General features: G+C 55.7%; 9 protein-coding genes and 1 riboswitch. Of the genes, 1 reads left to right on the forward strand and 8 read right to left on the reverse strand.

Annotation, left to right across the window (positions count from 1 at the left end; genetic code table 11):
- Positions 1–35: 35 nt before the first annotated feature.
- From purF to purE, 8 genes are all read right to left on the reverse strand, one after another.
- Entirely contained in the window at positions 36–1,517 is a 1,482-nt protein-coding gene (gene purF, locus PAECUDRAFT_RS13465; protein WP_006038647.1) for an amidophosphoribosyltransferase, read from the reverse strand.
- Entirely contained in the window at positions 1,502–3,748 is a 2,247-nt protein-coding gene (gene purL / locus PAECUDRAFT_RS13470) for a phosphoribosylformylglycinamidine synthase subunit PurL (RefSeq protein ID WP_006038648.1), read from the reverse strand. Before purL ends, purF begins: the two co-directional genes overlap by 16 nt.
- Positions 3,726–4,421 carry a phosphoribosylformylglycinamidine synthase subunit PurQ gene (gene purQ, locus PAECUDRAFT_RS13475; protein ID WP_006038649.1) on the reverse strand — a complete coding sequence of 232 codons (696 nt, stop codon included), beginning with the start codon at positions 4,419–4,421 and terminating at the stop codon, positions 3,726–3,728. The genes purL and purQ overlap by 23 nt, the downstream gene beginning before the upstream one ends.
- A 3-nt stretch (positions 4,422–4,424) precedes the next feature.
- The gene (gene purS, locus PAECUDRAFT_RS13480) at positions 4,425–4,667 is read right to left on the reverse strand and encodes a phosphoribosylformylglycinamidine synthase subunit PurS (RefSeq protein ID WP_006038650.1); all 243 of its coding nucleotides are present in this window, start codon (positions 4,665–4,667) and stop codon (positions 4,425–4,427) included.
- A 69-nt stretch (positions 4,668–4,736) separates the two neighbouring features.
- Positions 4,737–5,624, reverse strand: a complete 888-nt coding sequence (locus PAECUDRAFT_RS13485; protein ID WP_006038651.1) for a phosphoribosylaminoimidazolesuccinocarboxamide synthase — start codon at positions 5,622–5,624, stop codon at positions 4,737–4,739.
- A 582-nt stretch (positions 5,625–6,206) separates the two neighbouring features.
- Positions 6,207–7,502 (reverse strand): adenylosuccinate lyase, encoded by a 1,296-nt coding sequence (gene purB, locus PAECUDRAFT_RS13490; RefSeq protein ID WP_006038652.1) that lies wholly within the window; start codon positions 7,500–7,502, stop codon positions 6,207–6,209.
- Between the two features lie 7 nt (positions 7,503–7,509).
- Positions 7,510–8,673, reverse strand: coding sequence for a 5-(carboxyamino)imidazole ribonucleotide synthase (gene purK, locus PAECUDRAFT_RS13495; protein ID WP_006038653.1), 1,164 nt, complete (start codon positions 8,671–8,673; stop codon positions 7,510–7,512).
- A gap of 50 nt (positions 8,674–8,723) precedes the next feature.
- Positions 8,724–9,209: a 5-(carboxyamino)imidazole ribonucleotide mutase gene (gene purE / locus PAECUDRAFT_RS13500; RefSeq protein ID WP_006038654.1), complete on the reverse strand. Its 486-nt coding sequence runs from the start codon at positions 9,207–9,209 to the stop codon at positions 8,724–8,726.
- 200 nt (positions 9,210–9,409) lie between these two features.
- A riboswitch (purine riboswitch) is annotated at positions 9,410–9,511 on the reverse strand.
- Between the two features lie 271 nt (positions 9,512–9,782).
- On the opposite strand from purE, the gene PAECUDRAFT_RS13505 reads away from it, so the two are divergent.
- Positions 9,783–15,494 (forward strand): beta strand repeat-containing protein, encoded by a 5,712-nt coding sequence (locus PAECUDRAFT_RS13505; protein ID WP_006038655.1) that lies wholly within the window; start codon positions 9,783–9,785, stop codon positions 15,492–15,494.
- Positions 15,495–15,642 lie beyond the last annotated feature (148 nt).

A 15,642-nucleotide genomic window follows, 5' to 3' on the forward strand; every position in this document is an offset into this window, starting at 1 on the left:
GAGCGCGATTTATAATGAATCCAGCTTGCGCGGTGCTAGCAGCTGCAGCTCTTATCCGACTCTTCATTAACTGGCGTCGGATAATGGTTGTTGAAGCACGCCATGCAAAGTCCGCTGTCTTCCATGTTGCTGCCGATGCCAACCGTGTCGACCAATCCCTCGTCGCTTAAGAAGTAGAGCGAGTCGGCATTAATCGCTCGGCGGATCTCTTCAACCGTCTTCGACGACGCTATCAGCTCCTTGCGGTCTGGCGTATCGATGCCATAATAACAAGGATTCGCGAATGGCGGCGAAGTAATGCGTACATGGACTTCCGTCGCGCCAGCTTCGCGGAGCAGGTTTACGATGCGCAAGCTCGTCGTACCGCGTACGATCGAGTCGTCGATCATGACGACTCGCTTGCCTTCGACGATTTTGCGAACCGCCGACAGCTTCATCTTAACGCCCTTCTCGCGAAGCTCCTGCGAAGGCTGGATGAACGTCCGGCCCGTGTACTTGTTCTTGATCAGCCCAAGCTCATAAGGGATGCCCGTCTGCTCGGCGTAACCGATCGCAGCAGAGATCGAGGAATCCGGTACGCCTGTAACAATGTCCGCATCGACGAAAGATTCGAGCGCGAGGCGCTGTCCCATCCGTTTGCGCGTCATGTGCAGATTAGCGCCATGAATGTCGCTGTCCGGACGCGCGAAGTAAATGTACTCCATCGCGCATACCGCTGGGCGTCCGCTGTTTGCGAACCGTTCCTCGCGCATGCCTTCACGATCGAGAATAAGCATCTCGCCCGGCATGATGTCACGCACGAATTCCGCGCCGATGACCTCGAATGCGCATGTCTCCGACGAGAACACATAACCGTCGCCAAGCTTCGCCATTGCGAGCGGGCGCAGCCCGTTCGTGTCCGATGCGACGATCAGCTTGTCGTTGGTCATGATCAGGAAAGCGAAGCCGCCGACGATGCGCGCGAGCGCATCGCGGGCTGCCTCGACGAAATCTTTCTCCGAACGCGCGATCAAGTGGGCGATAACTTCCGTATCGCTCGACGTTTGGAAAATCGATCCTTTGCGCTCAAGCTCCTGACGAATCTCAGGCGCATTCACGATGTTGCCGTTCGTTGCAATCGCAAGGTCGCCGTCGCGATACTTGAAGATCAGCGGCTGTGCGTTTGCCAAGCGGCTCTCGCCCGAGGTCGAATAACGAACGTGGCCGATCGAACGGTCGCCCGTCAGCGTGCTCAGCACGTCCTGCGTGAAAACTTCCTTCACAAGGCCCATTCCGCGGTGATAGTTGAAGTTGCGCGGGTTGTCGCTCTCTACCGTGCAAATTCCCGAGCTTTCCTCGCCGCGGTGCTGCAGCGCATGCAGGCCGTAGTAGGAAAGGGAGGACGCGTTCGCGCAACCAAACACGCCGAACACGCCGCACTCCTCGCGCAATTTGTCAAAAATGTCGTCTCGTCCAATGCCTTCGTTGTAATGGTCTCCAGTCCACAGCGTTAAAGGCTGCTTCACTTCATGAGACATGGGATCGCATCCTTCCAGACCTTCTCCAATTCTGCAACCGGCGCCGCAACGCCTGGTTTGCCGTTCACGTCAAGCTTGAGCGAACCAGCGCCCGTAACCGTACCAATAACTGCATGTGTTACGCCTTGCTCCGCGAGCAAAGCTTGCAGCTCAGCTGCTTTGTCCGGCTTCGCCGACAGCAGAATGCGCGATTGCGATTCGCTGAACAGCGCGAGGTCAGGACGCAGCTCCGTTGCGATGTTTACGTCAGCGCCCATCTTCGTACCGAAGCAAGATTCCGCTACAGCTACTGCGATGCCGCCTTCGGACAGGTCATGCGCCGAAGCGACGAGGCCTGCGCGAATTGCTGCGAGCACAGCATTTTGCGTACGCTTCTCGACTGCGAGGTCGATTTGCGGCGGACGTCCTTCGGACTTGCCTTGCAATACGTACTGCAGCTCGCTGCCGCCCAGCTCCGCTTTCGTCTCGCCGAGGAGAACGATAACGTCGCCTTCGGATTTGAACGATTGCGTCGTAATATGATCAATGTCGTGCACGAGGCCAACCATGCCGATTACCGGCGTTGGGTAGATCGCGCCTTTTGAATTCTCGTTGTACAAGGAAACGTTGCCGCCGATTACCGGCGTTTCGAGCGTTACGCAAGCTTCGCTCATGCCGTCAGCCGCTTTCTCGATCTGCCAGAATACTTCCGGCTTCTCCGGGCTGCCGAAGTTCAGGTTGTCCGTTACAGCAAGCGGCTCAGCGCCGGAGCATACAATGTTGCGCGCTGCTTCCGCTACTGCGATACGTCCGCCTACTTCTGGATCGAGGTATACGTAACGGCCGTTGCAGTCCGTCGTCATCGCGAGCGCTTTGCGCGTGCCGCGAATCGTTACGACAGCCGCGTCCGAACCTGGCTGAACAGCCGTGCTCGTGCGAACCATGTAGTCGTATTGGTTGTAAACCCACTCTTTGCTCGATACCGTCGGGGAACCGAGTACTTGCTTCAGCGCGCCTGTCAGATCCGTTACTTCCGGATAAGCAGCCGTATCGATTTTTGCGAACTCGCTGTAGTAAGCAGGCTCTTGCGATGGCTTCTCGTATACCGGGCACTCGTCAACGAGCGCTTTAACCGGCATGTCCGCTACTTGCTCGCCTTTGTGGAACAAGCGAAGGCGGCCGTCGTCCGTTACTTTGCCGACTTTCGTGCAGATAACGCCCCAACGCTCGAAAATTTCTTTCGCTTGCGCTTCGTTCTCCGGCGTAACGACGAACAGCATCCGTTCCTGCGACTCGGAAAGCATCATTTCGTAAGGCGTCATGTCTTTCTCCCGCTGTGGCACTTCGTCGAGGTACAACTCAAGGCCGTTGCCTGCTTTGGAAGCCATCTCTGCGCTGGAGCAAGTCAGGCCAGCTGCGCCCATGTCCTGAATACCGACCACGATACCGGAGTTGATGAGCTCCAGCGTCGATTCCATAACGAGCTTCTCCATGAACGGGTCGCCTACTTGCACGGCCGTTTTCTTTTCTTCGGATTCTTCGGACAGCTCCACGGATGCGAACGTCGCACCGTGAATGCCGTCGCGGCCCGTTGCAGGACCTACGTAGAATACCGGGTTGCCTACACCCTTCGCGACGCCGCGTTGGATCTTGTCATGATCGATCAAGCCGACGCACATTGCGTTAACGAGCGGGTTGCCCTCGTAGCTCTCGTCGAACATCACTTCGCCCGCTACCGTCGGGATGCCGATACAGTTGCCGTAGCCGGCAATGCCGCTAACGACGTTTTCGAACAGATATTTAACGCGGTCATTCTCAAGACGGCCGAAACGGAGGCTGTTCAGCAGCGCTACCGGACGTGCGCCCATCGAGAAAATGTCGCGGATAATGCCGCCTACACCCGTTGCAGCGCCTTGGTAAGGCTCGACTGCGGATGGATGGTTATGCGATTCGATTTTGAAAACAACCGCTTGGTTGTCGCCGATGTCCACGATGCCGGCGCCTTCGCCCGGACCCATGAGCACCTTCGGTCCCGTGATCGGGAATTTCTTCAGGATCGGCTTGGAGTTTTTGTACGCGCAATGCTCCGACCACATAACGCTGAATACGCCAATCTCCGTATAGTTCGGTTTACGATCGAGGAATCCGCAGATCAGCTCGTACTCGTAGTCGCTGACACCGAATTGCTGATAGATCTTTTGGTCCGCGATTTGCTCTGCTGTTGGCTCCTTAGCCGTTAACTGCTGCGCCATGCTGTTCCCTCCATGCGTTCAAAATCGACGTAAACATCCGTTTGCCGTCTTCCGAGCCAAGAATTTGATCAATCGCGCGCTCTGGATGCGGCATCATGCCGACCACGTTGCCGCGCTCGTTGCTAATGCCTGCGATGTCTTCTACCGAACCGTTCGGGTTCGCGCCCGCTTTGTAGCGGAATACGATCTGGTTGTTCGCTTTCAGCTGTGCCAGCGTCGCATCATCGCAGTAGTAGTTGCCTTCGCCGTGCGCGATCGGAATGTCGATGATCTCGCCTTGCGAATATTGGTTTGTGAATGCCGTATTGTTGTTCACGACTTCAAGCAGCGTGCTGTGGCAGCGGAATTTGAGATTCTCGTTGCGGAGCAGCGCGCCTGGCAGCAGGCCTGCTTCCGTCAGGATTTGGAACCCGTTGCAGATGCCGAGAATGAATTTGCCTTGCTCAGCAGCTTTAACAACTTCGCTCATAACCGGTGCGAAGCGTGCAATTGCGCCGCAGCGCAGGTAGTCGCCATAGGAGAAACCGCCCGGTACGAGAATCGCGTCATAGCCCGACAGATCCGTTGCTGTGTGCCATACGTAGTCGACCTTTTGTCCAATCGTATCTTCTACCGCTTTGTAGCAGTCGATATCGCAGTTGGAGCCTGGAAATACGATTACCGCAAATTTCACGTGTTAGCCCTCCAGTTCAAAACGATAGTCTTCAACGACTGTGTTTGCCAGCAGCTTCTCGCACATTGCTTTCAATTGCACTTCCGCTTCTGCTTTATCGTTCGTGTCCAGTTCAAGCTCGAGGTATTTGCCGATGCGTACGCTGCCTACTTCTGCGAAGCCCATTGTGTGAAGCGCGCCTTGAACGGCCGTTCCTTGCGGGTCCAATACGTTTTCCTTGATCGTCACGTAAACCGTTGCTTTCATTGTCGTGATTCCTCCTAAAGGATAATAAGGTCATTCTGATATCCGCAAATCTAATGTATTGCTATCTATTTAGCTCAAGTCGGAACCCGTCAGGCGACGGTAAATGTCCAGGTAACGACGCGTCGTTTCCTCTACGACCGCTGTCGGCAGCGGATCCGGCTTGCTGTTTTTGTCCCAATCGGAGCCGAGCAGATACGTACGAACCGGCTCTTTGTCCATGCTGTCGATCTCGGTGTCGAGCTCGAACTTGTCCACTGCCCAGAAACGGGAAGCGTCCGGCGTGAAAATTTCATCGATAAGAATGACTTTGCCGTCGATAATTCCGAATTCAAACTTACAGTCGGCGAGCACGATGCCGCGCTCTGCACAATAGCCATGAGCGAACTCATACAGCTTCACGCTGCGGTCGCGCAACTCGGCTGCAAGCTCCGCGCCTACAAGCTCTTCCATTTTCTCAAATGGAATATCCTCATCGTGGCCTACATCGTTCTTCGCAGCAGGCGTGAAGATCGGCTGCTCGAAGCGTTGGTTTTTGCGAAGGCCTGCCGGCAATGGAATGCCGTTGATCGCCGACGTCTGCTGGTATTGTCTCCAGCCGCCGCCAGTAATGTAGCCGCGCACGACGCATTCGATATCGATGCGCTCCGCCTTCTTCGTCACCATGATCCGGTTGCGAAGCAATTCCGGCTCCGTAATGATGTCGCCCAGTTTCGCCACATCGGTGTGAACGACATGGTTCGGTTGAATCGACTCCGTCTGCTCGAACCAATAGGTCGATAACCGATTAAGCACGTTGCCCTTCTCAGGAACAGCCGGGTCCAGCACGTAGTCGAATGCGCTGATTCGGTCCGTTACGACGATCAGGAAGTGCTCGCCAAGGTCGTACAGCTCGCGTACTTTTCCTTTGTAAACAAGCGGCGCTTTGATGTAGTCAACTGCCGTTGACAATGCTTGCATGGTTTTTTCCCCTTTCCCCTGCTACCCTCCCAAACCCTCCCTGAAAGGGAGGGCCCCAGAGGATTCCATCCTCTGGACTCCGGAAGGGCGCTGCTTTGATGCTGTTGGAACGTGTCCTCGCTTTTCGTCCCTGGCGGGACCCGCTTTCCTTGTTGCGTAAATAAATATGTTTACACGTCCGCTCGATTGCGTTCGGTGCGCTTGAGTTCAGTTGTGCTGTGAGCCGCTTGTCGTCCCTGTCGGGACACGCTTTATGTCGTGCGTGTCTAGATGGCTTCGCGCTGCGAGTCGTCCCTTGGTGGGACGCGCGCGCTTCGCGGCGTAGAGCTTAAGTGCAAGAGCCAGCTTCGCGCTGCGAGTCGTCCCTTGGTGGGACGCGCGCGCTTCGCGGGTAAAGCTTAAGTGCAAGAGCCAGCTTCGCGCTGCGAGTCGTCCCTTGATGGGACGCGCGCGCTTCGCGGCGTGGAGCTTAAGTGCAAGAGCCAGTTTCGCGCTGCGAGTCGTCCCTTGGTGGGACGCGCGCGCTTCGCGGCGTAGAGCTAAGTGCAAGAGCTTAAGTGCGTGCGCTTCGCGCTTTAACTATTAGTTAAGTCCCAAGCGCGTGAAGATTGTATCAACGTGCTTCAGGTGCCACGTTGGGTTGAATGCGTCGTCGAGTTCTTCTGCCGACAGAACGCTCGTAATTTCTTCGGTTTCTGCGATGATATCGCGGAATTGACGTTGTGTTTCCCACGCTTGCATTGCGCGCGGTTGAACCGTATCGTACGCTTGCTCGCGGCTGAAGCCCTTGTCGATCAGTTTCGTCATTACGCGGCCGGAGAACGGCACGCCGTATGTCGACATCATGTTGCGCTTCATGTTTTCCGGGAATACCGTTAGGTTCGCGATGATGTTGCCCAGACGGTTCAGCATGTAGTTCAGGAGCATCGTTGCGTCTGGCAGGATGATGCGCTCAACCGACGAGTGGCTGATATCGCGCTCATGCCAGAGCGGCACGTTCTCGTAAGCGGAAAGCATGTGGCCGCGGATAACGCGAGCCAGGCCGGACATGTTCTCGCAGCCGATCGGGTTGCGCTTGTGCGGCATTGCCGACGAGCCCTTCTGGCCTTTCGCGAATGGCTCTTCCACTTCGCGGAACTCGGATTTTTGCAATGCACGAATTTCCGTTGCGAATTTATCCAGCGATGTTGCTACGAGCGCCAGCGTCGCCATGTACTCTGCGTGGCGGTCGCGTTGAAGCGTCTGCGTCGAGATTGGCGCCGGCTTCGTGCCCAGCTTGCGGCATACGAATTCTTCAACGAACGGATCGATGTTGGCATACGTGCCTACTGCGCCGGAAATTTTGCCGTATTGAACGCCGTCAGCCGAATGGTCGAAGCGCTCCAGATTCCGTTTCATTTCCTCATACCATAGCGCCATCTTCAAGCCAAATGTCGTCGGCTCGGCATGAACGCCATGCGTGCGGCCCATCATTGGCGTATCTTTGTACTGAACTGCTTTCTCGCGCAGGATGCCGATAAAACGCTCGATGTCAGCGCGAAGAATTTCGTTCGCTTGGCGAAGCAGGTAGCCGTTAGCCGTGTCAACGACGTCCGTCGACGTCAGGCCGTAATGCACCCATTTGCGCTCCGGGCCGACCGTTTCGGATACAGCGCGCGTGAACGCGATTACGTCATGGCGCGTTTCCAATTCGATTTCGTTAATACGGTCGATATCGAAGCTTGCGTTTGCGCGCAGCGCTTCTACGTCCTCGCGAGGGATAACACCCAGCTCTACCCACGCTTCGCATGCGCAAAGCTCAACCTCCAGCCATGCTTTGAACTTATTCTCTTCCGTCCAGATCGCTCTCATCTCAGGTCTGCTGTAACGCTCCAACATCGTACCTTCACACCTTCCAAATGTTTGTGTCTTCTATATACTGCAGCGCTTTGTCCGTACTCTCGGCCAAAACGTTGACATGCCCCATCTTCCGTTTGTGTACAGCGTCCTGCTTGCCATACAAATGCACCTTCGGCGCAACGCCATGCGCTTTCGCCGCTTCATCCGGCTGCGCCATGCGCTCCAGCAGCGGCTCAACATGCTGACCGAGCACGTTGACCATGACGACCGGCGTCAACAGCGACGTATCGCCAAGCGGCAAGCCGCAAATCGCCCGTACATGCTGCTCGAACTGCGAGGTCCTGCACGCTTCCATCGTGTAGTGCCCGCTGTTGTGCGGCCGCGGCGCGAGTTCATTCACGTACAGCCCGTCCTTCTCGGACCAAAACAGCTCTACGGCAATCAGCCCTGCAACGCCAAGCCCTTCAGCGATGCGTGCGGCCAAATGCTCCGCCTCCCGCTGTACCCCATCCGGTATACGAGCCGGGACGATCGAAAGATGCAAAATATTATCGACGTGGATGTTTTCCGCCGCCGGGAACGTCTTCACTTCGCCTGTTGTGCTGCGCGCGGCGATGACCGACAGCTCTTTATCGAAGCGAATGAATTGTTCCAGCACGAGCTCCGTGCCCGCTTTTGCAAGCGTCTCGTATGCTTCGTCGATCTCGGCTGCCGAGCGAATCACCCATTGCCCCTTGCCGTCATAACCGCCTGTCGCCGTCTTCAGCACGCAAGGCGTGCCGAACGCTTCGACGCCTGCGCGAAGCTCATCCGCGCTGGCGATTTCCCGATAAGGCGCAACGCGTACGCCCGACGCCTCGATCGCGCGCTTCTCGCGCAAGCGGTGCTGCGTCGTGTAGAGCAGCTCGCTGCCTTGCGGCACGTACGACTCCTCCATCAGCATTGCAGCAACGCCTGCATCGACGTTTTCAAACTCGTAAGTAATGACATCCGAGCGCTGAGCAAGCTCTCTTGCCGCCTCGCGATCGTTATAAGCGGCAACGATCTGCTCGGCTACTTGCCCGCAGGGCGCATCCTCCGTCGGGTCCAACGCCACGAATCGATAGCCCATCGCGCTGCCGGAGAGCGCCATCATGCGGCCGAGCTGACCGCCGCCAAGAATGCCTATCGTGCTGCCTGCCAGCAGCGGCTTCCCATTCCGTTGTTTCACTCCGCTCGCTCCCCCTTGAATCCTATTGCTTCCTCTGCCCGCACTCGCGCTTACAGCGTCTCGCTGCTAGCCAGTACCTCTTGCTTAATACGTTCACGACGCGCCTCTACGCGCACGCGCAGCTCAGGATCGAATGCGCCGAGCATTTGAGCTGCCAGCAGTCCAGCATTCGTGCCGCCTGCATTGCCGATTGCAACCGTAGCGACAGGAATGCCGCCTGGCATCTGAACAATCGAGAGAAGCGAATCAAGCCCGTTCAAGTTCGACGACTTGACGGGCACACCGATGACAGGAAGAATCGTCTTGGCAGCGACCATACCCGGCAAATGAGCAGCGCCGCCCGCGCCTGCAATAATGACCTTCAGCCCGCGTTCCACCGCGCTTTCCGCATATTCGAACATCAAGTCCGGCGTGCGATGCGCAGAGACCACTTTCTTCTCATACGGAATGTTGAGCTCTTCCAGAACATCGCAAGCCAATTTCATCGTATCCCAGTCCGACTTGCTGCCCATAATGACGCCTACTACTGCCGACATGATTCCAACCACCTTTTATATGAAAATATCGTCCTAAACGCAAAAAAAAATCCCAAAAGCGCGACTCCATTATTAGGAAGGCTTCGGGACACGAGCACGGATGCAATTACCGAGAACAGCGCATATGCCCTGTCGGCCAACGGAGGACAACATCGCTCCGTCGACAGTCGAAAGCCGCCTCCATAAGAAGCAGCCTGATGATCTCTTCGTCATCCGCTCGTAGTCCGGTAATTTAAGGTTCCCGGGTAGATACGCTCGAGCCTTATTCCCGAGTATATACGAGTCAAAATGCTGCGCGAAATCGACATTTCGCGAGCCCTTTCTAGTGTAACAATCCAGCCTAAGGTTGTCAACGGAGAAACACGAACATTCAATAAGTTTTATCATGAAATAGTTCGCCTTTTGCATTGATTTAAATGATTCGCTGCAGCAATCATCCGTTTTCGATTTTCAACATTTTCACAGATAGACAGGCCGCGTATTCCAACTTCGTTCATATAGTAAGAAATAACGCCTACAGCGGCGAAATGACACGCAACATTCCGTTTCCTATTCCAACTATGGAGGTTGTCCATGCCTTTTCCGAGCAACGAGCAATACGTCCCGCTCAAGCAAAACAACGTCACTGTCATCGACCCCGTACGTGACGTATCGCCAGATGAGACCGACATTGTAGGCGACGCGCAATACCCAGCTGCTTATTATGCCTATGACGGGACCAACGTCTATTTTCGCATGCGGTTGAATACCGATCCCCGGTTCAAAAGCGATTTCCGCAACTTCGCTTGGGGCGTCCTGTTCGATACCGACAATAACCCTGCCACCTACGAATGGGAGCTGCTCGTTAACGGGTTGGAGAACAAAGTGCAGCTTATCGCCAATACCGTGAAAATTCCGAACGTCTTCACTGATCAGGCAGAGGGCACGGACGGCAAAGGCACCCCGAATTACGAAGAAACGATCTGTAATTTCGACATAGCTCGAGCTCAACCGACAGACGACGGATCGGCGCTTGGCAGCGCAACGAACTATTTCATTGACTTCTTTATTCCATCAGCCATCCTCTTCCCCTTGCTCGGCATTAACGGCCAATCCAGCCTTCGATTCTTATTCTTCACAGCCACGAACGCCAACAATTTCAACAAGGATTTCATTGGAAGCGGAACGACGCTCAGCACCCTCTTCTGTGATCCGGTAACGATTAACGGCGGGGACGTCAGAGCCCAGCTCGCGCTCTCTCAAACCGTATCGCCAACCACAGTTATCGCTGCGCAGCAAACGACATTCAGAGGCTCGATCACGGCAACGAATACCGGCAGAAGCGCGGCGTCCACCTTGTTCGTTCAAGCTCCGTTTCTATTCGACAAGCTCATTTCGTTCACCGTCTCGCAGAGATCGCTTGGAACGACCGCCTTTAACAGCACAACGAAGACACTTACCTGGAATGTTGGCAATCTCGCGGCAGGCGGAAGCGCCACGCTCACCTATGAAGCCGTTGCGCAATTTAACACATCGGGCTCTCGTACGGTCGATACGAAAACAGCCACTGGCGTTGACAGCTTCACGGGCGGCGCGATTGCTGCGCCGGCGAGTTCCTCGTCCGTCACCGTCACGACGCTCGGCGGCGTAACCGGCACGATCATCGACAAAGTTACCGGCTTGCCGCTGGTCGGAGCTACCGTCCAAATCAATGCTTTGCCGGGCAATACGTCGGCAGGCCAGACCGTCACGGATTCGGCAGGCGTTTACAGCTTCCCTAACCTGCCTCCCGGCAACTACAATCTAACCTTTAGTTTCCCCTCTTATCAGTCTGCCAATGCGCCTGTTACTATCGCTGCCGGGAGCATTGCTACCGTTAATTTGACGCTGACTCCTGTTCCGGCTGTCATTAATGGCACCGTGAGAGCAATCGGCAGCGGACTAGGCATCGCCGGAACCACCGTTACGTTAACGAACTGGATTGGCGTTCGCACCGCCCAAACCGTAACAGACGCCAACGGCGCTTACACGCTGCCGAATATCGTGCCTAGCTATTATCGCATCAGCTTTGCTGCGGACAGCTTCCAAACAACCGATTCTCCCTTAACACTGCTGGCAGGCGAGACTCGTACAGTGAATGCGGAGCTTAGGCCGAATCCCGGCATTGTCACGGGTACAATTACGAACGCACAGACACTAGCGCCGATCGCAGGGGCGCTGGTTGAAGTGCTCGACAACCGAAACAGCATTCTCGACACCGCAATCACGAACGCGCTCGGCGCCTATACCATTGCGTCTTTAGCGCCTGCAACGAATGATCGGCTGCGAATATCTGCCGACACGTTCGTTACGGATGTGATCGGCTTTGCTATCAAAGCAGGCCAAACCTCTGTTGTGAACGCATCGTTATCGCCGGTTGCAGGCGCGCTCACCGGTACGATTACCGATAGCGTTACAGGAGCCGGTCTAGCGGGAGCGAGCATTCGCGTCTTTACTTCCGAAGGCATCACGCTGCAAACCGCCATGACGGATGCCGCTGGCAGCTATACCATCTCATCGCTTGCTCCCGGCTCCTACTCCATTGTTATCGCCGACCAAGGCTATGCCGGACGTACGATCGGCGCATTGATCAATGCAGGCGCGACGACTGCGTTGAATGTCCCGCTCAATCAACTGGCAGGCGGCATCAGCGGTACGGTCAAGGACATATCCGGCGCCCCGATCGCCGATGCCATCGTGCGAATTTTCTCCAATAACATCATTGTAGGCAGGGTTGCCACGCTTGAAGACGGCTCCTATACGATCGGCAACCTGACGCCGGGCGTCTATTACGTTTCTGTACGGGCAGAAGGGTTCGGCGGGCTATCCTTTAGCGGGACGGTTAACCCCGGACAAATAACAAATGAGGATTTTGTCTTGACGCCGAATCCCGGTTCGATCTCAGGCGTCATCAAAGATAATGACGGCAATCCCATTGCCGGCGCCGTTATAACGCTCAGCTTGAACGTCGTTGGCGGCGGGCTGATCGTAACGCGCTATGTCAGCCAAACCGACGGCAGCTACCTGATTGAAAACCTGTTCCCCGCTCCCTATCTGATCACTGTGGCCGCCGTCCCTTACCAAAGCGCCTTCCAGAGCGTGACGGTCTCTTCAGGAGGGCGCGGCGTCGCCGACTTCTCGCTCCTGCCAGACCCGGGAACGCTCAGCGGAACCGTTGTCGATCAGTTTGGCAATCCAGTCGCAGGCGCCAGCGTGCTGATCAAAAACTCAACAGGCAGCGGCGTTACGATTTCGACTATCTTCTCCGATAGCAATGGCCATTTTGAAACGAGTTCGCTTGCCCCGGGCATCTATACGGTTCTCGCTTCCGCTGCTGATTTCCAGACTGCGTCTGCAACGGTTGCCGTAAAATCCGATAGCGTATCGACGATCTCGCTCATTCTATTGCCAGAACCGGGAAGCATCAGCGGACAGGTAACCGACGCCGTTACCGGCCAGCCGATCTTCGGTGTCCTTGCCAGCGTAACGGACAGCAACAACTTCCTGGTCGCTACCTTAATCGCGGACGACAAGAGCGAGTTTCTGTTCGAAGGCTTGCCGCCGGGCAGCTACACGGTAGCCGTTCGTGCGCTGCATTATCAGAGCGGTACAATGGGCGCAATCGTCAGCTCTAACGCGATAACGCCGCTTCCAATCGCATTATCGCCGAATCCTGGCATCATTCTCGGCGAAGTTTCTCCTGCAATCGGCGGAGCGAATATCCAGCTGTTCAATAGCAATAACATTTTGATCTCGTCAGCAATCTCTAATCCCGACGGCACCTTCGGCTTCCTCGGCGAGGCTGTCGGCTCCTACTACCTGACCGCTACCGCACAGGGCTTTACCTCTCAAATCGCTGGCGCGTCGGTTATCGCTGATACGACGACACACGTCACGATTAACCTGGCTCCAAACCCTGGAACGATATCTGGCTTCGTCCTTGATCCGTCAGGCAATCCGATACCAACGGCTGTCGTCAAAATACTGAACAGCAATGAGTCGATACGCGGAATCAGCCCTACCCAAGGCGATGGCAGCTACGTCGTCGAAGGCATTCCAATAGGCCCGAAAACGGTAATTGCCTCCGCACCGGATTTTAGCAATAAAGTGAAGGGCACGACGATCGGGCCTGGCCAATCGATCACAAACTTCAGCTTCATTCTTACGCCTGATCCAGGCATGATTAACGGCCAAATTACGGACAGCGTAACCGGACAGACGATTTCAGGCGCCAATATCGAGATACGCGCTGACGTATCGTCGGGGCTGGCGATAGCCAACGGCACCTCAACGCCATTCGGCAACTATCAGGTTAACGGGTTACAGCCGGGCTCCTACACGGTCATCGCAAAAGCAAATGATTATGCGACCGGCACAGCGGGAGCATTCGTCATCAGCAACAGCTCAACCATTGCCAACCTATCGCTTAATCCGCTATTTGGCATTATTGACGGCATAGTGGTTAACTCTGCAGGCCAAGCGATCAGCAATAATGATGTCAAAATCAAGCTGTTCACCAAGGACGGCACGCTTATCGAGACCTCTTTCGTTAGCGCTGACGGCACGTTCCGCATCACCGGCGTGCTTCCGAACGAATATATTTTGACTGCAGCCGCGCCTGGATTCGAGACAGAGACGATCGGCGTTACTGTCCGAGCCGGCCTTTCAACGCCGATTACGGTCACGTTGACGCCTCAGGCTGCATCGGTAAGCGGTACCGTACGCAATGTAACGACCGGCTCTCCAATTAGCGGCGTATTGGTCAACCTGGCGGATGTCGATGGCCTGCCTGTAGAATCAACATTTACCGATAATAACGGCGCTTTTCTCATAACGGGCGTACCGGCAGGCAACTTTATCATAACCGCGCTCGCATCTGGATTTGGAACAGCGGTTTCCGCTGTTGTAACGCGTTCGGGCCAAACCGCCACTACGGATCTGTTGCTGACGCCTACGCCAGGAGCCATAGTGGGCTTTGTGAGCGATCTTGTTACCGGCACAAATATTTCCGGCGCAGAGATCCAAATTCTCAACGCCTCAACAGGCGCGGTCATCGGCACCATTCTAAGCAATAATGGCGGAGAATATTCGTTCCCGTCGCTTGCGCCGGGCAGCTACAAAGCGATTGCCAATGCGGGCGGCTACGCTGCTGAATATGGCGGATTTACGGTTGCAGCAGGCGAGACAAAACGGTACAGCTTCGCCCTCCAGCCGCTCCCGGGCCGATTGATCGGCACCGTGACGAATGCCGCTTCCGGCGCTCCGCTAGCTAGCGTTACGATTCAGTTGCTGCAATTCAACAATTTCGGACCTGCGCTTGCTACCGTCTTAACGGACAGTTCCGGACGGTTTGACCTGGGCGAAGTTGCAGCATCCAATTACGCCGTTACGGCTTCGTTAAGGGGATTCGTGACCCAGCAAACATCCGCGCTCGCGCTCCGCAACGAGACGACCGCCGTAACGTTCGCCCTCCAGCAGGCACAGACCGAGGTCGGTGGCAAAGTAACAGGCGGCCCTGGCGCTCAGCCGCTGCCAGGCGGCTCCGTCGTCATTGTAGATGGCAACGGCGTGGTTGGGGGCGGCGGCGTAACCGACAAAAATGGGGATTATGTCGTGCCAAGCACGCCTATCGGCGATCAAACGATTGTCGTTACCGTTCCGGGAGTTGGCGCGACTACGACATTTATTCCGAATAAGCCGGGACAATCGCAAACGGCCAATCTGAATATTGCAGGGCCTGCAGCGCCGATTGTCGGCAGAACCAGCGATAATGCGAACGACGCTCCTATTCCCGGCGCGATTTTGCAAGTACTCGATTCCAGCACCAATATCGTTGTGCAAACAGCCGTAACCGATTTAAATGGGAATTACGCAACCGATCCTGTTCCGCCAGGCAATTACACGGTCACAGCAAGCGCGCCTTTATTCGGCTCAGCAGCCAAAGGGGTCAGTACCAATGCAATTGGCAGCACGCGAGTCGACCTTGCGTTGCATGTAGAGTTTGGCACGCTGCGCGGATCGATCCGCGATGCAAGCGGCCGGCCGCTCAACATGGCGCTAGCGGAAATCGTAACGCCAGACAATCTATTGATTCGTCAAATCATAAGCAACCCGGCTGGCCAATATGCGCTGACCAACATTGCCGCAGGAACGCCTAACGCCTCCTTCTCCTTCCCAGGAAAGCAGACGGCTTTGCGAACGCCAATAATCGTGAACGGCCAAACGACGATACTCGATATTGTTTTGCTGGATGAGGATGAGGAATAAGAAAAGCCTTATAGAATAGGCCGTCCCGGAATAGAGCAGCAGTAGCAAAATCTATTCCGGGCGTCGCCTTCTGAAGAGGTGATGGATCATGTAGACAAGGGGGGGACCCGGAGGCCGTCCGCAGAGCTGCGCGTTACGGCGCTGAAAT

The organism is Paenibacillus curdlanolyticus YK9, assembly GCF_000179615.1.
GTDB lineage: Bacteria > Bacillota > Bacilli > Paenibacillales > Paenibacillaceae > Paenibacillus_T > Paenibacillus_T curdlanolyticus.

Excerpts from the sequence above, each read along its gene's own strand:
- purF (WP_006038647.1), bottom strand. The coding sequence starts at position 1,517 with ATGTCTCATGAAGTGAAGCAGCCTTTAACGCTGTGGACTGGAGACCAT.
- purL (WP_006038648.1), bottom strand. The coding sequence starts at position 3,748 with ATGGCGCAGCAGTTAACGGCTAAGGAGCCAACAGCAGAGCAAATCGCG.
- purS (WP_006038650.1), bottom strand. The coding sequence starts at position 4,667 with ATGAAAGCAACGGTTTACGTGACGATCAAGGAAAACGTATTGGACCCG.
- PAECUDRAFT_RS13485 (WP_006038651.1), bottom strand. The coding sequence starts at position 5,624 with ATGCAAGCATTGTCAACGGCAGTTGACTACATCAAAGCGCCGCTTGTT.
- purB (WP_006038652.1), bottom strand. The coding sequence starts at position 7,502 with ATGTTGGAGCGTTACAGCAGACCTGAGATGAGAGCGATCTGGACGGAA.
- purE (WP_006038654.1), bottom strand. The coding sequence starts at position 9,209 with ATGTCGGCAGTAGTAGGCGTCATTATGGGCAGCAAGTCGGACTGGGAT.
- PAECUDRAFT_RS13505 (WP_006038655.1), top strand. The coding sequence starts at position 9,783 with ATGCCTTTTCCGAGCAACGAGCAATACGTCCCGCTCAAGCAAAACAAC.